Here is a 17,325-nt window from a genome sequence, read left to right as displayed (position 1 = left end):
GACAGTCATTCACTGCACAGCTTCCACTCGCCTGGCTGCTGTGGCCTGTGCAACAGGTTCTTGAAAAGTCACGCATTTAAAAAAGAAAAAATAACGAATCAGCAAGCTGTGACCTACCGCACAGCACAGGGACCAAGTCGGCATCTGCACTGGGGTGGTTTGCTGATTCCGGGTTCAGCCGCCACCACGCAGGGATCATGGCCAGCCCTGACAGCTGGCAGGGCCTGCGCCGATCCCGATCGGCCTAGGACGAACAGCTGTAATGCGACACGCCACCCGCATTGAAGAACTCCCTGGGCTTGAGCCGGTCGTAGGTCGCCGCCAGTTCGGCTGCTGGCGCGTCGTAGGGATGGCTGAACACCTCCTGAAGCTCCTGGATCAGGGTTGTATCTCCCTGTTCAGCCTGTTGATAGGCGGGCGCCACCAACCACTCGCGCCAGGTGATCGCGGGGTTGACCCCTTTCATGGCTGCGGAGGTTTCGCTGAGGTTGCCGTTGGCGTTGAGTTGATGCCGCCACCGTTGCAGCCAGCTCTCCCACTGCACCTTGAGCTCCTCGGAGCTGGGCAGATAGAAGCTCGCTTGTAGGGCTGAGAGCTGCTCGGGAATCTCGGAGAGCCGCCGAAAGAAGATCGTGTAATCCGCCTTGGACGCCACCATCAGCTCGAGCAGCTCGTTCACCAGCGCGGCATCGGGACTGCTCAAGCCCAGCTTCCTGGCCCACATCGTCTCGAGCTCCTGTTGCATCGCTGCGACGAAGCTGTCGCGGATCGCATCCAGCCGCTCCAGGGCCTCCGCATGGTCTGCGAGCAGCAGCCGGATGGCGGCCCAGAACATCTGGAAGTTGGCTTCGGCGGCCACCGGTTGATTCAAGAAGCAGAAATGCTCGCCGCCGCCGGTCCAGGGTTGGAAGCGGGGGTCGAACAGTTCGCAATAGCCGAAGGGGCCGTAGTCGAGGGTGTAGCCACCGGCAGCGCAGTTGTCGCTGTTGAAATTGCCCTGGCAGTAGCCCACGCGGATCCAATTCGCCACCAGTGCGGTGAGCCGCCCGCGAAACAAGCCCGCCAGTTCCACCACCTGATCCCTGAACTCCAGGCTCGGATCAATCTCCGCCCGGTAGTTGCGCTCGATCAGATGCGCCACGATCATCCGCAGCTCGAGTAGCGCATCCGGATGGGCCTGGCTGCGGGCGCGACGGGCAAACAGCTCCAGCTGACCCACCCGCAGAAACGAGGGCGCCACCCGGGTGGTGATTGCCACGGGATTGTCCACCAGGATGTCGGGATCGAACGAGCTGGAGTTCGGCGCGTACCAGGGCCGCCGCACCGTTTCAGCGCGCGACACATAAAGCGTCAGCGAGCGGGAGGTGGGAACCCCGAGGGCGTGCATGAACTCCTGGGCCAGAAACTCGCGCACGCTGGAGCGGAGCACCGCCCGTCCATCGGCGCCGCGGCAGTAGGGCGTTGGGCCACCGCCTTTGAGTTGCAGTTCCCAGCGCTTGCCGTTGAACAAGCCTTCAAACACGGAAATGGCCCGGCCATCGCCGTAGCCGTTGCCGGTGCCAAACGGGCACTGCTGGATGTATTCGCTGCCGTAGATCGACAGGGCATAGCCGGTGGCCCAGCCATACGGGCGCATCGGCCCTGTGGCCACGCTGATGTCGCCGGAAAACAGACGGCGGAACTGGTCGTCGTGGGCCAGCCCATCGCTCAGGCCCAGTTCATCAAACAAGGCTTGGCTATGGGCCACATACTCCGGATCTGGCAGCGAGGTGGGCGTCACCGGCACAAAATGACCGGAGAACACCTCGCGGGGCCGGTGATCCTGGCCATCGCCGCTCGCCTGGGGATCGCCCTGCAGCGACTCCAGGAGCGAATAGTCGGCCCGTTGGACGAACTCCGGGAAGGTTGTGATCAGCACGGCTCTCTCAGGTTCTGGGCTTGCCGGGGCCAGCCCGGTCGCTGAGGTCATCATCTCTATGAAGCTGCTCATCAATGGCCTATCAAGAGCTGTACGGATCGCGACCGCAACCCCAGCCTCCGCCCCACCATGCAGATCGTGATCCTCGATGGCTACACGGCCAACCCCGGCGATCTGAGCTGGGCTGAACTCGAGGCCCTCGGCCCGTGCACCGTGTTTGACCACACGGAGGCGGAGGCGGTGATCTCCCGCATCGGCGCTGCCGAGATCGTGCTCACCAACAAAACTCCGCTGCCGGCGGATGTGCTCGCTGCCTTGCCCCATTTGAAGCTGATCAGCGTGCTGGGCACGGGCTTCAACGTGGTGGACGTTGCAGCGGCCAAGGATCGCGGCATCACGGTGTGCAATGTGCCGGCCTACAGCACGCCTGGAGTGGCTCAGGCGGTGTTCGCCCTGCTGCTGGAGCTCACCAACCGCACCGGCCACCACAACCGCACGGTGCACGAAGGGCGCTGGAGTGCCAGTAAGCAGTTCTGCTACTGGGATGGCACCCTGCAAGAGCTCGCCGGCCTCACCTTGGGAATCGTGGGCTACGGCGAGATCGGCGCGGCGGTGGCCCGCGTGGGCCGGGCCTTCGGCATGCACATCCTCGCCAACCGGCGCAGTGGCGCAGGCACCATCGCGGAGGGCGGCGCCTTCGTCGACCTCGATCGCCTGTTTGGCGAGAGTGATGTGGTGAGCCTGCACTGTCCGCTCACCGCCGACACCGAGCATCTGGTGAACGCCATCCGGCTTGCCCAGATGAAGCCGACGGCCTACCTGATCAACACAGCCCGGGGCGGCTTAGTGCAGGAAGCAGATCTGGCGGCTGGCCTCAACGCCGGCCACCTTGCCGGTGCCGGCCTCGATGTGCTCTCCGTGGAACCTCCCCCGGCCGACAATCCACTGCTCACGGCGAAGCATTGCGTGATCACCCCCCACATCGCCTGGGCCACCAGGGCCGCCCGCCGCCGGCTGCTCACCCTCTCGGCTGCCAACATTGCCGCGTTCCTCGCCGGCACGCCGCAACACGTGGTGACCTGATGCCATCCCTCCTCTGCAACGGCACCAGCATGCAACCGGCGTAATCTGCCCCCAACTCCCGCTCCGCTCGCACCATGCATGCCGTGCCGCTCCACCTTGAGGCCGGCAGCGACGTGCGCCGCAGCCTCGAGCAGCTGGCCCAGCAGCATCAGGCCGGTGGCTTTGTGCTGAGTGTGGTGGGCAACCTCTCCCAGGCGGCCTTCGCCTGCCCCGGCAAAACCGCCCCCACCGTGCTCCAGGGCGAACTCGAAGTCATCACCTTGCAGGGCACCCTCTCGCCGGATGGTGTTCACCTGCACCTGAGCCTCTCCGATGCCGAATGCCAGGTGTGGGGCGGCCATCTCGAGCACGGCACCCTGGTGCTGCGCGGCGCCGACCTGCTGGTGGGGTTCCTCACCGAGCCGGCCCAGGAGCTGACCCACCCGCGGATGATCGCTAAACCGCGCGTTGAGATCGCCACGTTGCCGGGCTGTCCCTTCTCGCGGCGGGCCCTGCGCATGTTGCGCACCCTCGGCATTCCTTTCCTGGAAATCCAGCCCACTGCCGAAGGCAGCGTGCCCCAGATCGTCATCGATGGCGTGGCCATCGGCGGCTACGACGCCCTGGCCGAGCTGCACAGCCGCGGGGAACTGGAAGCCCTGCGCGGCCTGTGAGCGCCTGGCCGAGCAGCGGCCAGCTGCAGCTGAGCACCACAGCGGGCTGCGGCCTGGCGATCGCCGGCTATCCCCGCTTCCGCTACGACGCCCGTGGAGGCGGTGGCCTCGGACACCTCGATGCCGCCGATCACACTGGCCGCCAGGCGCTGGTGTTTGCGCCGGCGAGCCTGGTGATTCCGCCGCTCTGCTGGCGCACCACCCGGGTGCTGGGGCTGCCGCTGCCACCAGGGCTGGCCATCCACATCGAGCCCGAGGAGCTAGCGGGCCACTGGGATCCAGCCACTGCCAGCCTGACGCTGCGATTTCGCGCTCGCTTTCACCTCAACCTCGCAGGCCTCTACCAGCCCCCCGCTCTGCAGATCGACACGGAGCTCAGCAGCACCGCGGCCCAGGGCCTGCGCCACCGGGCCAGCGGACAACCCCTGGACGCGGATGGCCAAACCTTGCTGGTGGGCGTCGCCACGGTGCCACCCAGCGGAGACCCCTGGCTGGATCGCTTCCTCGGCCTTCCGGATGAAGCGCTTGCCATGCTGCGCTGCAGCGTCGTGCCTGTTCCGTGAGTGAATCGCTGCCCCAACGCCTGGATCGCTGGATCGCCCGAGCTGGTTTCAACCTGGTGATCCCCGTGGTGATCCTGCTGATCCCCTGGCTGCAGGAACTGGTGGATCAGCTGGTGTTTGGTGGGCGCTGGAATCTGCCGATGACGCCTGGTGGCTCATTTTTGGGCGTGCTGACGGCTCCCTTCAGCCACAGCGGTTTCGGCCACCTGCTGGCCAACTCCCTCACCTTTCTGCCCCTCTCCTGGCTGGTGCTGCTGCGCGGTCGCCGCGATTACCTGGCCGTTTGGCTGGGGGTGTACGCCACCGCCATTCCCGTGTGGCTGCTCTGGCCCAACGGCAGCCATGGGCTCTCTGGCGTGGTGTATGGCCTGCTGGGTTACCTGCTGCTGATCGGCTGGCTGGAGAAGCGTCCCCTGTCGCTGGCCCTGTCGGTGCTGGCCCTGGTCACCTACGCCGGGGTGCTGCCAAGCCTGCTGCCAATTTTTTCGCCGCCCGGCGTCAGCTGGATCGGCCACCTCAGTGGCTTCGCCGGCGGCTTGCTCGCGGCTACGGGCGTCGCCCGCGATTGAGCTGCCGCATCTGCCAGGTCACCAACGTGCCCACCGGACTCCAGAGCAGATAGGGCACCAGCAGGCCAGCGGCCAGGGAGCTCAGCGTTGACACCCCCAGGGTGAGGGCAATGCCCCACACCCAGCCGGCAAAGCCGATCGCCGTGCCCGCACCCAGGCTGCGGCTGCGGCAGATCGCCAGGGTGTAGCTCTGCACCAACACCAACTGCACCAGATACGCCACCATCCAGGGTGCGCTCCAGGAGGCCTGCCAGGTGAGCCAGGCTGAAGCCGCGAAGCAGGCATAGATCAGCAGCCAGATCACCGGGATCCAGCCTTCAAACACCAACCAGCGGGGCCGGCGTAGCCGAATGAACCAGGCAAAGTCCTGACGACTGGGGTTCAGCACTCCCGCCACCCCCGTCATCACCAGCAGAATCATCAGGCCTGCCAGCACGGCGCGCGGCTCGTCAACCCCCACCCTGACGCAGCACCGGCGGCGCTGCGCTAAGCCAAGTCACAACGCACCACACGTCGCAGCCATGCAGCCAGCCAGCCAGGTCGATCGGCCCAGCCCACAAACCATCCTGGCTGCCTCTAGCCCCTGGGTAGCCGTGGTGCTCAACCTGGTGCCCGGCCTGGGCACTGGCTACATCTATCAACGTCGCTGGCGCGCCTACTGGATCACCTCCGCGGTGGCCACGGCCTGGTTTGTGGCTGGCGCCCTGCTGGGCCAGAAGGTGGATCCCGGGCTGATGCCCGACCTCGTGCAGCGCAACCAACTGATCGGTCTGGCCGGACTGTTGGCGCTCGCGGGCATCACCGCCACCGAAGCGGGCCTGGCGGCCCGCCGGGCTCAGCCCAGCTCCAGGCAGGCCAACCCATAAACGTCGTTGAGGGGCACCGCCGGCAGCACGCCTCGCACCATCCGCAGGCTCTCCCCCACCACGGCAAAGCCAAGCTGCTGCAGGAGCGGAGCAGCCTGGGGATTGGCCCCCGGGGCATCGATCAACACCACGCCGGGATGGCGCTCCATCAGGGCCTCCAGCAGGCGTACCGCCAGGGCTGGCGTGTCGGCCAGCAGGGGGCCAATCCGCCAACCCTCCCCCCGTTGCAGCAGGCAGGGGCGAATCCGCCCGAAGCCATGGCAGGCCCCCGCCGCATCCATCAACGCCAGCACCGTGCCAGCGGGATGGTGCAGCCAGTCGGCCAGGAAATGGGGGCGTGGGCTGGGCTCCCGCACCGCGTCGTAGGCCTGCACGGCCGCATCCGGAATCGCCGGCCCCTCCACCAGGCTGAGCCCCTCCGCCGCGGCGGCCTGGCCCGAGGCATTGCCCTCAACGGGTGCTCGCTCCTCCACGATGCTCTGCCAACGTCGGGTCGGAGAAGCCGCCACAAAGCCCCAGCTGGCGTAATCGGCAATGCGATCCGTTGCCGCCTCGATGCCGATACAGGGGATGCCCTCGAGATGCGCCAGGGCATGGCACCAGAGCTGGCGGCCATAGCCCTGGCCGCGGTACTCGGGCTGCACCAGAAACAGGCCGATGAAGCCGTATTCGGCGTTGTAGCGCACACCGGCGATGCAACCGATAGGACGGCCATCAAGACAGCCCACCCAGAACCCCTGGCGATCGGTATGGCGGTAGATGGCGAAATCCCCGCGGCCCGGCGCGAACTGTTCAGCCCGTGCCCAGGCGGTGACCAGGGGCAGGTCCCCCTTGTTGAGAGCCCGAATCTGCAGCCGTGAAGCGGCCACCCGCCCTCAGACCGAGCCGCAGGCGATCTGACAGCTGGCATTGAGCAGCTGCGCCTGGTCGGCCGTGGTGGGCGGGACGCCGTTGATCAGGCCCTGCTTGCAGTCGCTCGTGACCGTGGCGTAAGGCATGCCGGCCGCAGCAACGGCAAATTGCACCCCGTTGGGGGGCAAAGCCTGAATCGAGCCGTAATCGAGCTGCAGGCTGGTCTGGGGCACAACGATGACGGTGGACTGCTGGTCGGCGGCAGCATCCACGGCACTGGTGATCACGGCGGCTGTGGCCAGACTGGTGACACCCCAGGCCGCTGAACTGGTGCGCCACCAGGGCCAGGCAGCCGGATAGGGCCAATACCAGCCGGTGGACCAGGTGCGGGCAGGCCAGTAGCCCCGCCGCCCCCAGGCCGGATTCCAGGCCGAAACCCCGGGTGCCCGGGTCAGCCCAACCCCAGGTGCGCCGAAGCCTGCCCCGGGCCGCACCCCAGCTCCGGGGGCACCCCAGCCCGCCCCTGGACGAACCCCGGCGCCGGAGGCGGGTCCGCCGAGGCCGCCGCCGCGCATCGGGCGCGCCAGGGCCGCGTCCAGCCAAGGGGCGGCCGTCAGCAGGCCCAAAACAAGACCTGTCAGTGACGCGGTGGGATGAACCCTGGCCATGGAGATCTCGATCGCTAAGCGATGTCTAGCCAATGGATTGGGCCCTGGCGGGAAGAAACCACAGAATGGTGTGCATCGGCACAGAAGCTGCGCTCGCACTGCCGCAGGGTCGGTGCGATCAGAGGACACCCGGGCCATGGAACCCTGCCTCTACCGAAATTGCAGCGCCCAACTGGTAATCCTGCGCTGTATCGGTGCTGAGGCCTACTTTCTCGAGAAGGTGATTTTTCCCTTTGAAGACTGGTGTTTCCAGGCGCCCGGCAATGCCGATGTGGAGCTCTGGACCCACGGTCTCGGGGGGGCGGAGTTGCTGGAGCGCTTTGATGCCCGAACGTTGGTTCAGCAGGTCAACCAGCCTGCCGATACAGCAGCCGTCGCTGCCTGAGCAACGCCAACTTCAAACGAACCAGCAATCAACCAAGGAACCGAGCCAAAGCCTCAGTTGTATTCGCCCGGTATGTCCTGCTTGGTCACTGTGACCCGGCCCACCTTCTGGCCCGATATCCGCAGCAGTTCGTCTCCAGAAAACTCATAGCCCAGGCCTGCACCGATCTGGGCTACGTCGTCGGCCGTTGCAGCGGCTTTGACCGCCTCCCTCAGGGCCGCGTCATCTTGAACCTTGGTCAGAAAGGCCTTCAACTCAGCGAGGGACATGGCAGGTCGTCGGCGAGGAGGCTCAGCAGATCGGTGGCATCCTGATCCACCAGCACCAAGCGCTGCAGCACGAGCTGCCGATCCAAAGCTGTCAGTTCACCATCGGCCTGCCACTTAAGGCAGGTGCGTCCCAAACAGGTCATGCCCCCTCCTTTGGTGTGTGTGTCGTTCTGTCTTCCATCGTCATCCCGGCGGAGCAGGCTGTCTGCCCCCATCCGGGGGTGATTACGGCGCACCAATGCAGCGCACGAAACCCAATGCTGCAACGAGCGCTCGCAGCCGCTCAAAATGGTGGATCTGTGTGACTCCAGGCCATGGCCAGCGATCGCGAACGCCAGCTGGATCTGCTTCAGATCGTTTGTTGCGTGGCCTGGGTGGACGGAGATGTCTCGGCAGAAGAGAAACGCCTGCTTGAACAGTTGGTGGCGCGCTACTTCTCATCGGAAAACGGCGCCGATGCCAGCGAGGAAGCGGCTCGTCTGTTGGAAGCCTGGACCGTGGATGGAACGCTGCTGGACGAGCTGATGGCGCGGTTGACCGTGGCCGAGGACCGGCTTCTGGCCCTGAAACTCGCTTACATGATGGCCAGGGTGAGCCAACGCCCAAAGGACAGCGCCGCGATCAATCCCCAGGAAAAGGTGCTTTACCGCCAGCTGGTGGAAGGACTTCGCCTCACCGAGGCCGAGATTCAGGAAGCGGAGTGGGCTGCTGAGCAGGAGTTGTCCAGCGGCAAAGGGATCTGGGCCCTGCTGGGGGCGGCATTCTCAGGGCTGGGCGCTTGGCCCAGCCATGAGATGCTCGAAACCCCCGGGATGCAGTGGCTCTAGATGCAGTGGCTCTGAGCGAGGGGTGCGAAACCTGATCTCAGCCCAGGCCGATTTGGCGGAGGATGCCTTGGCCGGTGAGCAGCTCGGTCGCGAGGCCGATCACAAAACCCAGCATGGCCATGCGGCCATTCCAGGTTTCAGCAAAGGCGACGAAGCCATAGCGCGGGGAGGAATCAGTCATGACTGGAAGTCTGTTACGAAACTTTGCGACAACGTAACGGTGGGTGGGGCTCCCGGATGTATCTCCGGATGCCAATCGGCGCATCTGCCGCACGTTCGCACTGTTACGAAAGACTGAGGTCCGGTCACTCCAGGATCAACGGAGCAAACTTCTGCGAAGCCGCACCGCTCCACCATGTCTGTTGGAACCGTGTTTCTCGAAGCCCTCAGCACCGGGGTCATCGCCCCAGCCGAACTGAGCTGGCTCACCCAGCACCAGGACGACTTCAACCGGGTCGAAGAAGCCACCGCCTTGCGCCTGGGTCGCCTGCTCGACCAGGGCGTCATCCAGCTGGGCTGCCGCCTGCCCCGGCCCTGAGGCCCAGCTCCAGCGCCTCCAGCAACGCCGTCCCGTAGCGATCCAGCTTCGCCTGGCCGATGCCGCTGATCTCGGCCAGGGCCTGGAGCGATCTGGGCTGGCGGGCCACCACCTCCACCAGGGTGCGGTCGTGGAACACCACATAGGGCGGCAGCCCCTGGCTACGGGCCTGCTCCCGTCGCCAGTCCTTGAGCGCCTGCAGCAACGGAGCGTCGTCGGGGCTGAGCTCCGCAGGAAGGGGTGCCGTGCCAGCAGACGGCTGGCGTCGCCGCTCCCGCTTGGGGGGCGGCAGGCGCAGCAGCAGCTGTTGCTCGCCCCGCAGCAGAGGCTTCACCAGCGCATCAGCGCCAAACCCCAGGGCGCCATAGCGGTCAGGGTCCGAATGCAGCAGGCCGCGGGCGACCAGTTGCCGAAACAGGCTGCGCCACTGGCCCCGGTCGAGCTCCTGGCCGATGCCATACACACTCAGGTTCTGGTGGCCGAGCTCACGCACCCGAGCGGTGTCCGCCCCCAGCAGCACATCCACCAGATGGGCCGCCCCGAAGCGACTGCCGCAGCGGTACACCGCTGAAAGGGCTTTGCGGGCCGGCTCGGTCACATCCACCGCCGTGTCCGGCTCCAGGCAGAGATCGCAGTTGCCGCAGGGTTGAGCCAGCCCCTCACCGAAGTGGGCCAGCAACACCTGACGGCGGCAACCACTGGCCTCCGTGAAGCTGATCAGGGCGTCGAGTTTGCCGTGCTCAATCCGCTTCTGAACGGGCTCGGCGTCGGAGTCGTCGATGAACCGGCGCAGCTGGGGCACATCCCCTGCTCCGTGCACCATCCAGGCGAGCGCCGGCAGACCATCGCGGCCCGCCCGGCCCGTCTCCTGGTAATAGGCCTCCAGGCTCTTGGGCAGATCCACGTGGGCCACAAAGCGCACATCGGGCTTGTCGATGCCCATGCCGAAGGCGATCGTGGCCACCACAATCACGCCGCTCTCCCGCCGAAAGCGCTCCAGGGCTGCGCTGCGCTGGGCCGCATCCAAACCGGCGTGGTAGGCCACAGCGTCGTAGCCGGCGGCCTGCAGGTCGCGGCAGAAACGGTCCACGCGGCTGCGGGAGCGGGCATACACAATCCCCGCCTCACCGCGGTGGTCGGCCAACAGCTCGAGCAGCTGACAGCGGGCATCATCCTTGTCGCGCAGCACATAACGGATGTTGGGCCGATCGAAGCTGGCCAGAAACACCCGGCCCTGCTCCAACTGCAGCCTGGTGCGGATCTCTTCGCGGGTGCGGGGATCGGCGGTGGCGGTGAGGGCCAGCCGCGGCACATCGCCAAAGCGCTGGGCCAACACCGCCAGCTGCAGATAGTCGGGGCGGAAATCGTGGCCCCACTGGGAGACGCAGTGGGCCTCATCAATGGCAAACAGAGCGATCGGCAGGACCGCCAAACGATCCAGGGTGCCCGGGGCCAACAGACGCTCGGGGGAGAGGTAGAGCAAGTCGAGCGCACCGGTCCGCAGGGCGCTCCAGGTGGCAGCGCTCTCCTCAGCGGAGCAACTCGAATGCAGCGCAGCTGCCCGCACCCCGGCCTGGCGCAAGCCTTCCACCTGGTCCTGCATCAGGGCAATCAGGGGCGAGATCACCACGCCGATACCGGGGCGGCAGAGGGCGGGGATCTGATAGCAGAGCGATTTGCCCCCACCCGTGGGCATCAGCACCAGCGCCGAACCGCCCGCCACCAAGTGCTCGACGATCTCCTGCTGGGGGCCCCGGAAGGCGCCATAGCCGAACACCTCCTGCAGCACCTGCGCGGGAGAGGGCAGGCCCGCCATCACTCGGCTTGGCATCGCAGCGGCGCGGCTCAGGCCTTGGCGAAGCGCATCGCCGCGGGCTGTCCCCACGCACCGCTGGCCCGATAACCGCGGGGGTTGGCACAGAGATGGCGCAGGATCCAAAAGAGCGGCTCAGGGCTTTCGGCGCCGAGGGCCTGCTGCAGCTCCTGCAGGCTGCGCTCCTGGCCATCCGCCAGCAGCGCCTCAAGCCGCCCCTGCAGCGCCAGGATCTCGGCAGCCGCCTTCTTGCCGGCCTCGACACCGGGCTGGTCGTAGGCGTTGATGTTCACCAGTTCGGCATAGAGGCCTACGGCGCGCTCAAACAGGGCGATCAGGGCGCCGAGAGAGGTGGCATCAAAGCGGCGCAGGGTGATCGAGAGGCTCTGGCGGCCGCCCTCCATCAAGGCAGAGCGGGTGCCCTGCAGGAAGCCATCGAGGAAATCGCCGGGGATCTCATCGCCGATCGGGGGGATATCACTGGGTTCCTCCAGGGCCTCGATGAAGGTGACAAAGAAGTTGTCGATGCCATCGCGCAACTGCTGCACATAGGCGTGCTGGTCGGTGGAGCCCTTGTTGCCATACACCGCGATGCCCTGGTGCACCACCTGGCCATTGCGGTCGTGCTTCTTGCCCAGGCTTTCCATCACCAGCTGCTGCAGGTAGCGGCTGAACACCTCCAGGCGATCGCGGTAGGGGAGCACGACCATGTCGCGCTGGCCCCGGCCATGACCAGCCACATACCAGGAGGCCGCCATCAGGGCCGCCGGGTTGCGACGCAGGTCGGCCAGCCGGGTGAGCGCATCCATGCGGGAGGCCCCGGACAGAAAACCAGGGATGTCGGCAGCGATCAGAGCCGCGGGCAACAACCCCACCGCACTGGTGATGCTGGTGCGTCCGCCCACCCAATCGAACATGTCGAAACGGCGGAGCCACTGGCCCGCAACAGCCAGCTGATCGAGCTTGCTGCCCAGCATCGTGACGGCCACCGCCTGGCCGGCCCACTGGCCACCGCGGGCCTCCAACCGGGACTGGGCCTGCTCCATGCCGATGTGGGGCTCCGGCGTGCCGCCCGACTTGCTCACCACCACCACCAACGTGGTGGCCAGCCGACTGTCGAGGGCCGCCAGGGTGCGGCTCATGCCATTTGGATCGACGTTGTCGAAGAAATGGAAGGGGAGCCCCTGACCCGCGTCCTGCAGGGCACGCACCATCAACAGCGGCCCCAGCCCGGAACCACCGATGCCGATCCAGAGCACGTCGGTGAAGGCCTGGCCGTTGGGAGCCTTGAGGCTGCCGTTCAGCACCGCCTGGCCGAAGGCTGCGATCCGTTCCACCTCCGCGTCGATGTGGGCGGCAATGGCGGGTTCCGGAGCCAGGCTGGGCGTGCGCAACCAGTAATGACCCACCTGACGCTGTTCGTCAGGGTTGGCGATCGCCCCGGCCTCAAGGGCTGCCATGGCTGTGAAAGCCTGTTCGAAGCGAGGAGCCAGGCCGTCGAGGTCGCCCTGGCCGATCGCCATGCGGCTCACATCCAGCCAGATGCCGAGATCCTCCTCGTACCAGAGCAGCTCGCAGAAGCGCTGCCACTGGGATTCAGCACTGGAGCCATCGAAATTGGCAAGCATGGGCTTGCGGCTCAGGCCGCTCACGTCGACAGAACTTACGCCTGAACCCCGCCCTGCACCAGCGCAGGAGCAGGGGCCGGACGTCAGACCGTTCCCTGGGCCAAGAAAAACCCAGACAATTCCTTAAGATCAGTTTGGGAATTTAAGACTTGTGTGTCGAACCGTTTCAGCCACCGGAGCTGGCTTGCCTGGGGCAAGCGCCTGGTAGGGGTTCGGCGCCCCACTGGGCTGACGGCAGCCCTTCTGGCCGTGGCTACCCTGCCGTTCACCGGTGGCCCCAGCAAGCCCCTGCTGCTGCTTGACCCTGGTCTGAGCGGCAGCATCAGCACCGCCCAAGGCGCAAGCGACCAAGTCGACCCCCTGCAGTTCTCGGCAGCCGAGCTCAGCGAATTAAAGCGGCGTTTTGGCGTGCACGGCCCCCAGCCACGGCTGGCCCAGCTTTTCACCAGCGGCATCGACCAACTCGAGCCCCTGCGCTCCCACACCCTTGGGCGCATCGCCGATCTGAGGCCAGTGATCCTGGCCGAAAGCCAACGCCAACGCGTGAATCCAATGCTGGTGGCGGCGATTCTCTTCGACGAAATGCGCCACGCCAAGCCCGGCGAAGATCTGCCCCTGGCGGCCCACTCCGGGTTGTTCAGCACCCACGGCCCGGCCCAGCTCGGCCTGGGTGAAATGGTCCACCAGGGTCTGCTGAAGCCCGATGCCTCCGATGCCGAGATCAGCCAGGCCCGTGATGCCTTGCTCGACCCCGAGCAGAACGTGGTGCTGCTGGTGGGCAAATTCGCGCGCCTGAGCCGGGAGTTGAACTTGCCGAAGCGCCAGCTGCAGGCCAGCAAGAGCCAACGGGATGCCAAAGCGCTGGCCACCCTGGCCTATCTGCACAACGGCAAGCTCGACTACCCCCGCCGCATCCTGCGCGCCATGCAGGATGCCGAGCTGCACGCCCTGATGTACTCCAGGCGCAAAGCGGCGCCTTCACCCCTGATCTGATCGGCCAGAACACAGCATTCCCAGGTTCTGGAGGCGCTGTTGCAAGGCTGACCACTGAAAACTGCGGGGATCGGCCCGCTCGCCGCCCAGATCCACGGCTCGATGGGTGGTGATGTGGTCGGCCGGGATCCCGTAGCGCTGCATCCAGCCGGCCAGCAGGGCCGCCAAGGCGTCGTACTGGGCCGCGGAATAGCCGCTGTGGGTCGGATTCTGGCCCTCGCCATCAAGGGGCGTTTCCAGGCTGACGTGCAAGGCGAAGTTGTTGACAGAGCCGCTCGCCTTGGCGTTGGTCACCACCCAGCGGCCATTGAAGGCCGAATTGCCGGCGCCAAAGGCGCGCTTGGCGGGATCCAGCACCTGCACCACTGAGCCATCCCCACCAATGAGGGAGTGGTAGCTCACCTGGTCGTCATCGCGCGGATGGGGGGTGAGGAAGGTGTTGATCGCCGAGCCGATCCCGTACACCGTCTCGTGCAGCACCACCAGCTGGGGAGTGGGGTCGATGGGGTTGCCATAGGCATCCCGGATGAACCGCTCGCCGTAGTTGGTGGGGTGGATCTGGACCCGGGCCGGCGAGGTCTGCACCTCGCTCACCAGGGCCTGCAGCCGGGTGCGTTGGGCGGGATCGGTGATCGTGCAACTGCTGCGCAGAGGCGATTGCCAGCTGGCCTGTCTCGGCGGGCCCGGGGCCGCACGCCGGCCCGGCTCCGGAGCCGCGGGCGGCTGACGCACCTCCTCCAGCAGCTCCAGCAGGCTGGGGCGCTTGCGGCCGCCGCTGGCTTCTGCCGACAACTCCCGGGCCAACCAGCCCATTCCCCCCAGGGCGACCATGGCGCCTGCGGCCAGGGCCAACCACAGGGGGCGGGGGGAGGCGGTCATGGGACCTCCAGGGTCAGCCACCGCTGGCGCTGGGGTGCCGTCGCCTCGCCGGATGCGGGGTCCAGATCCAGAGTCCAGCGCTCCACGGCTGGCGCCTCGGGCAGGAGGGTGGTGGTGCGCACCCGTCCGTCCCGGCAAAACAGCAACGCGTGGCCACTCAGAGGACGCTCCGGCCGAAGCAGATCCGCGATGTCGTCGACGTTGCGCACACGCATGCCATCGAGGGCGAGCCATTCATCGCCAACGGCCAGGCCCGCCCGCTCGGCTGGGCCATCGCGGACAACCCGCTGCAGCGTCAGGCCAGCGGCCCCAGGCTCCAGCCGGCAGCCCAACTCCTGGCTGGGGGCCAGCTGGGGTTCCAGCCGCAGGCCCACATCCGCCAGATAGGCCTGCAGCGGTGGATCGTCGCAACTGTTGAGCCACTGCGGCAGCAGCACGGCCAGATCGGCGGCATGGCGGGCAAACGCATCGATCAGATCCACGTCCCGGTAACCCCGGCCCCCAGCCCCATGGCTGGCCCACAACTCGCGCAGCACCTGGGGCAGGCAGGCCCCAACGCGACGCAGGTGCAGATCCAGCACCAGGGCCAGCACCGCTCCCTTGAGGTAGTAGCTGATCTGGCTGTTCGGCGAATAGGCATCGGGCCGGTAGAGCTTCACCCAGGCCTCCTCGCTGCTGGAGCGCAGGCTCTGCACCCGCCGGCCAGGGCTGAGCAGGTAACGGCTCAAGTCGGCGCCCAGATCCTCGAGCACCTCCTTCTCGGTGCTGCACCCGGCGCTGTGGGGCAACAGCTGATCGACATAGCTGGTCACGCCCTCGGCGAACCAAAGCGTGGGGACCACCACCGCCTGGTCGTAGCGATAGGGCGTGAGCTCGGCGGGGCGTAACCGCCGCACGTTCCACTGATGCAGGTATTCGTGGGCGGCGAGCTGCAGCAACTTGCGGCGCCCCTCCGGTCGGCCCAAAGACCGCCGACCGAACTGCAACACCGTGCTGAGATCGTGCTCCAGGCCGCCATAGCCGCTGTCGGTGAGGTGCAGCACAACCAGGTAGTGATCCGCCGCCGGCCGCTCCACCTCCATCAGGCGGCAACAGGCCAGGCAGACCTGCTCGAGATCCTTAAGCCAGCGCGGATCGGCGTCAACGGGATCACGTCCTTGCAGATCGGAGCCCCAGCTCACCCAGCGGTGGGGCACGCCGGCAACGCTGAAGGCGTGGGCGCGGTGGGGGCCGGCCTCGACCGGCGTGTCCAGCAGCTGATCGAAGTCGCGGGCCAGCCAGCCGCCGCCTTCAGCCCCGGTGGCATCGCCCTGCGGGGCCTCCGGCAGGGGCACGAAGGCCTGCCACCCAGTCGGGAGCGAAAGCTGCAGCCGGTGGGGCGTCCAGCGCTCCCCCTCCAGCTCCAGGGCCACCGCCGCCAAGGCCAGAAAGCCATGGTCGCCGTCAAGGTGGCAGGTGCGCACCGTGAGCTCGGTGGCCAGCACCGCGTAGTGGATCTCCAGCGGCTCGAGGCTGGGCAGCTCGAGCTGCCAACGGCTCGGGGTGAGTCGACGGGGCTCAAGGGTCCGCCCCCCCTGCCTGACTGTCAGCCCCTCAAGCTGACGGACATAGTCGCGGATCAGGTAGGAGCCCGGGGTCCAGGACGGCAGAGACAGGCGCAGACAGGAACGACTGGGGGTGTGGCTGAGGCGCACCCGCACCAGGTGCTGGTGGCAGGCCGTGAGATCCAGGTGAAACGCGGGCACGGGCTCTGGCACGGATCGCTCTGGCACAAGCAGGCGTCAGAGCACCACGCTCACCTGGGCCCCCGACAGCTGGCTGGCCGCTTCGCGCAGGGCCATCTCAGCGGCGTAGCGGCGGGTGATGGCGCCCAGCAGACGCTGCAGGGTCTGGGAGCGGCTCAGCCGCTGCAGATCGCCCACCAAGGCAAGGGATCCATCCGTGTGGCGCGTCCAGCCGAGCTGCACGCCACTTGAAAGGGTCACCTGCAAGTCGACAGGCTGGGTCTCGCCGGCGAAACCCTCCAGCTGGCCGCCCCACTCCGGGGAATGGCCCAGAGCCGCCAGGCTGGCTGCGAGTCCCTCGGCATCGCGAAGCACGGTTGGCAGGATGGAGAGGTGGGACACGGCACAATGCCCGCTTTTTCAGACCCTAGCGATCAAGGGCCCTGCGTCCAGTGGCCGTTGCCACCGGATTGCCGAGAAGCCCATGCAACGGCCTGCGCACCGGAGCCCGGCCTCCTGCGGCTGGGGGTGATGGCCTCCGGTGCCGGCAGCAACTTCGAGGCCCTGGTGCAGGCCTGCCGGCAAGGCAACCTCCAGGCCGAAGTGGCCCTGCTGGTGGTGAACAACGGCGGCTGCGGTGCCCAGCAGCGGGCTGAGCGGCTGGGCATTCCCTGCCAGCTGCACGATCACCGGAACCATCCCAGCCGCGACCAGCTCGACCGGGCCCTGGTGGCCAGCTTTCAGGCAGCTGCCGTGGATCTGGTGGTGATGGCGGGGTGGATGCGGGTGGTCACCCCCACTCTGATCGGCGCCTTCCCAGACCGGCTGCTCAACATTCATCCCTCCCTGCTGCCCAGCTTCCGGGGCCTCGATGCGGTAGGTCAGGCCCTGGCGGCCGGGGTGACCCTGGCCGGCTGCACGGCCCACCTGGTGAGCGAGGAGGTGGATGCCGGCAGAATTTTGGTGCAGGCGGCCGTGCCCGTGCTGGCTGGCGACGACCACGCCAGCCTCACCCGCCGGATTCAGATGCAGGAGCACCGGATCCTGCCCCTGGCCGTAGCCCTCACCGCCCAGCAGCTTGGCAAGCCTGGCTGAGC

21 protein-coding genes are annotated in these 17,325 nt (G+C 66.9%); 10 read left to right on the top strand and 11 right to left on the bottom strand.

Annotation, left to right across the window (positions count from 1 at the left end):
• Positions 1-244: 244 nt before the first annotated feature.
• Positions 245-1,969, bottom strand: a complete 1,725-nt coding sequence (locus CJZ78_RS07775) for a YdiU family protein (RefSeq protein WP_233128579.1) — start codon at positions 1,967-1,969, stop codon at positions 245-247.
• 78 nt (positions 1,970-2,047) lie between these two features.
• On the opposite strand from CJZ78_RS07775, the gene CJZ78_RS07770 reads away from it, so the two are divergent.
• From CJZ78_RS07770 to CJZ78_RS07755, 4 genes are all read left to right on the top strand, one after another.
• Entirely contained in the window at positions 2,048-3,001 is a 954-nt protein-coding gene (locus CJZ78_RS07770) for a D-2-hydroxyacid dehydrogenase (RefSeq protein WP_094560341.1), read from the top strand.
• Between the two features lie 74 nt (positions 3,002-3,075).
• Positions 3,076-3,654 (top strand): PCC domain-containing protein, encoded by a 579-nt coding sequence (locus tag CJZ78_RS07765; RefSeq protein WP_094560339.1) that lies wholly within the window; start codon positions 3,076-3,078, stop codon positions 3,652-3,654.
• A complete protein-coding gene (locus CJZ78_RS07760) occupies positions 3,651-4,217 on the top strand; it encodes a hypothetical protein (RefSeq protein ID WP_094560337.1) in 567 nt (188 codons plus the stop codon). Before CJZ78_RS07765 ends, CJZ78_RS07760 begins: the two co-directional genes overlap by 4 nt.
• Positions 4,214-4,786, top strand: coding sequence for a rhomboid family intramembrane serine protease (locus CJZ78_RS07755; protein WP_233128578.1), 573 nt, complete (start codon positions 4,214-4,216; stop codon positions 4,784-4,786). The genes CJZ78_RS07760 and CJZ78_RS07755 overlap by 4 nt, the downstream gene beginning before the upstream one ends.
• Here CJZ78_RS07755 and CJZ78_RS07750 read toward each other — a convergent pair.
• Positions 4,764-5,246: a tryptophan-rich sensory protein gene (locus tag CJZ78_RS07750; RefSeq protein WP_315859672.1), complete on the bottom strand. Its 483-nt coding sequence runs from the start codon at positions 5,244-5,246 to the stop codon at positions 4,764-4,766. The genes CJZ78_RS07755 and CJZ78_RS07750 overlap by 23 nt on opposite strands.
• Before the next feature lie 61 nt (positions 5,247-5,307).
• Here CJZ78_RS07750 and CJZ78_RS07745 point away from each other — a divergent pair, with 61 nt between their 5' ends.
• Positions 5,308-5,652, top strand: coding sequence for a hypothetical protein (locus tag CJZ78_RS07745; protein ID WP_094560335.1), 345 nt, complete (start codon positions 5,308-5,310; stop codon positions 5,650-5,652).
• On the opposite strand, the gene CJZ78_RS07740 is transcribed toward CJZ78_RS07745, so the two are convergent.
• Together CJZ78_RS07740 and CJZ78_RS07735 are read right to left on the bottom strand one after the other, a co-directional pair.
• Entirely contained in the window at positions 5,622-6,521 is a 900-nt protein-coding gene (locus tag CJZ78_RS07740) for a GNAT family N-acetyltransferase (RefSeq protein WP_094560333.1), read from the bottom strand. The two genes, CJZ78_RS07745 and CJZ78_RS07740, sit on opposite strands and share 31 nt — an antisense overlap.
• A gap of 6 nt (positions 6,522-6,527) precedes the next feature.
• Positions 6,528-7,130, bottom strand: coding sequence for a hypothetical protein (locus CJZ78_RS07735; protein WP_094560331.1), 603 nt, complete (start codon positions 7,128-7,130; stop codon positions 6,528-6,530).
• A 178-nt stretch (positions 7,131-7,308) separates the two neighbouring features.
• On the opposite strand from CJZ78_RS07735, the gene CJZ78_RS07730 reads away from it, so the two are divergent.
• Positions 7,309-7,557, top strand: a complete 249-nt coding sequence (locus CJZ78_RS07730; protein ID WP_094560329.1) for a DUF1830 domain-containing protein — start codon at positions 7,309-7,311, stop codon at positions 7,555-7,557.
• A gap of 53 nt (positions 7,558-7,610) precedes the next feature.
• Here CJZ78_RS07730 and CJZ78_RS07725 read toward each other — a convergent pair whose 3' ends face one another.
• Positions 7,611-7,826 (bottom strand): Nif11-like leader peptide family natural product precursor, encoded by a 216-nt coding sequence (locus CJZ78_RS07725; RefSeq protein ID WP_094560327.1) that lies wholly within the window; start codon positions 7,824-7,826, stop codon positions 7,611-7,613.
• Positions 7,827-8,140: 314 nt separating this feature from the next.
• Here CJZ78_RS07725 and CJZ78_RS07720 point away from each other — a divergent pair, with 314 nt between their 5' ends.
• Positions 8,141-8,653: a TerB family tellurite resistance protein gene (locus CJZ78_RS07720; protein WP_094560325.1), complete on the top strand. Its 513-nt coding sequence runs from the start codon at positions 8,141-8,143 to the stop codon at positions 8,651-8,653.
• A 37-nt stretch (positions 8,654-8,690) separates the two neighbouring features.
• On the opposite strand, the gene CJZ78_RS07715 is transcribed toward CJZ78_RS07720, so the two are convergent.
• The gene (locus CJZ78_RS07715; RefSeq protein ID WP_094560323.1) at positions 8,691-8,834 is read right to left on the bottom strand and encodes a high light inducible protein; all 144 of its coding nucleotides are present in this window, start codon (positions 8,832-8,834) and stop codon (positions 8,691-8,693) included.
• A 174-nt stretch (positions 8,835-9,008) separates the two neighbouring features.
• On the opposite strand from CJZ78_RS07715, the gene CJZ78_RS07710 reads away from it, so the two are divergent.
• Positions 9,009-9,191, top strand: a complete 183-nt coding sequence (locus CJZ78_RS07710; RefSeq protein WP_094560321.1) for a hypothetical protein — start codon at positions 9,009-9,011, stop codon at positions 9,189-9,191.
• On the opposite strand, the gene recQ is transcribed toward CJZ78_RS07710, so the two are convergent.
• Positions 9,157-11,022, bottom strand: coding sequence for a DNA helicase RecQ (gene recQ / locus CJZ78_RS07705; RefSeq protein WP_233128577.1), 1,866 nt, complete (start codon positions 11,020-11,022; stop codon positions 9,157-9,159). The two genes, CJZ78_RS07710 and recQ, sit on opposite strands and share 35 nt — an antisense overlap.
• 14 nt (positions 11,023-11,036) lie before the next feature.
• Positions 11,037-12,632: a glucose-6-phosphate isomerase gene (locus tag CJZ78_RS07700; protein WP_094560456.1), complete on the bottom strand. Its 1,596-nt coding sequence runs from the start codon at positions 12,630-12,632 to the stop codon at positions 11,037-11,039.
• Positions 12,633-12,881: 249 nt separating this feature from the next.
• On the opposite strand from CJZ78_RS07700, the gene CJZ78_RS07695 reads away from it, so the two are divergent.
• A complete protein-coding gene (locus CJZ78_RS07695; protein WP_369802036.1) occupies positions 12,882-13,625 on the top strand; it encodes a helicase DnaB in 744 nt (247 codons plus the stop codon).
• Here CJZ78_RS07695 and CJZ78_RS07690 read toward each other — a convergent pair.
• From CJZ78_RS07690 to CJZ78_RS07680, 3 genes are read right to left on the bottom strand one after another with little or no spacing between them, the layout of a single operon-like run.
• The gene (locus tag CJZ78_RS07690) at positions 13,611-14,504 is read right to left on the bottom strand and encodes an N-acetylmuramoyl-L-alanine amidase (RefSeq protein WP_094560317.1); all 894 of its coding nucleotides are present in this window, start codon (positions 14,502-14,504) and stop codon (positions 13,611-13,613) included. The genes CJZ78_RS07695 and CJZ78_RS07690 overlap by 15 nt on opposite strands.
• Entirely contained in the window at positions 14,501-16,249 is a 1,749-nt protein-coding gene (locus CJZ78_RS07685; protein ID WP_233128576.1) for a M61 family metallopeptidase, read from the bottom strand. Before CJZ78_RS07685 ends, CJZ78_RS07690 begins: the two co-directional genes overlap by 4 nt.
• Positions 16,250-16,285: 36 nt before the next feature.
• A complete protein-coding gene (locus CJZ78_RS07680; protein WP_094560313.1) occupies positions 16,286-16,630 on the bottom strand; it encodes a DUF1257 domain-containing protein in 345 nt (114 codons plus the stop codon).
• 6 nt (positions 16,631-16,636) lie between these two features.
• Here CJZ78_RS07680 and purN point away from each other — a divergent pair, with 6 nt between their 5' ends.
• Positions 16,637-17,323, top strand: a complete 687-nt coding sequence (purN, locus tag CJZ78_RS07675; RefSeq protein ID WP_094560311.1) for a phosphoribosylglycinamide formyltransferase — start codon at positions 16,637-16,639, stop codon at positions 17,321-17,323.
• Positions 17,324-17,325 lie beyond the last annotated feature (2 nt).

Source organism: Synechococcus sp. 8F6 (assembly GCF_002252665.1).
GTDB lineage: Bacteria > Cyanobacteriota > Cyanobacteriia > PCC-6307 > Cyanobiaceae > Cyanobium_A.
This window is presented reverse-complemented; position numbering and strand designations above follow the sequence as displayed.

Excerpts from the sequence above, each read along its gene's own strand:
- CJZ78_RS07775 (WP_233128579.1), bottom strand. The coding sequence starts at position 1,969 with ATGACCTCAGCGACCGGGCTGGCCCCGGCAAGCCCAGAACCTGAGAGA.
- CJZ78_RS07770 (WP_094560341.1), top strand. The coding sequence starts at position 2,048 with ATGCAGATCGTGATCCTCGATGGCTACACGGCCAACCCCGGCGATCTG.
- CJZ78_RS07765 (WP_094560339.1), top strand. The coding sequence starts at position 3,076 with ATGCATGCCGTGCCGCTCCACCTTGAGGCCGGCAGCGACGTGCGCCGC.
- CJZ78_RS07745 (WP_094560335.1), top strand. The coding sequence starts at position 5,308 with ATGCAGCCAGCCAGCCAGGTCGATCGGCCCAGCCCACAAACCATCCTG.
- CJZ78_RS07730 (WP_094560329.1), top strand. The coding sequence starts at position 7,309 with ATGGAACCCTGCCTCTACCGAAATTGCAGCGCCCAACTGGTAATCCTG.
- CJZ78_RS07725 (WP_094560327.1), bottom strand. The coding sequence starts at position 7,826 with ATGTCCCTCGCTGAGTTGAAGGCCTTTCTGACCAAGGTTCAAGATGAC.
- CJZ78_RS07720 (WP_094560325.1), top strand. The coding sequence starts at position 8,141 with ATGGCCAGCGATCGCGAACGCCAGCTGGATCTGCTTCAGATCGTTTGT.
- CJZ78_RS07715 (WP_094560323.1), bottom strand. The coding sequence starts at position 8,834 with ATGACTGATTCCTCCCCGCGCTATGGCTTCGTCGCCTTTGCTGAAACC.
- CJZ78_RS07710 (WP_094560321.1), top strand. The coding sequence starts at position 9,009 with ATGTCTGTTGGAACCGTGTTTCTCGAAGCCCTCAGCACCGGGGTCATC.
- recQ (WP_233128577.1), bottom strand. The coding sequence starts at position 11,022 with ATGCCAAGCCGAGTGATGGCGGGCCTGCCCTCTCCCGCGCAGGTGCTG.
- CJZ78_RS07700 (WP_094560456.1), bottom strand. The coding sequence starts at position 12,632 with ATGCTTGCCAATTTCGATGGCTCCAGTGCTGAATCCCAGTGGCAGCGC.
- CJZ78_RS07690 (WP_094560317.1), bottom strand. The coding sequence starts at position 14,504 with ATGACCGCCTCCCCCCGCCCCCTGTGGTTGGCCCTGGCCGCAGGCGCC.
- purN (WP_094560311.1), top strand. The coding sequence starts at position 16,637 with ATGCCCGCTTTTTCAGACCCTAGCGATCAAGGGCCCTGCGTCCAGTGG.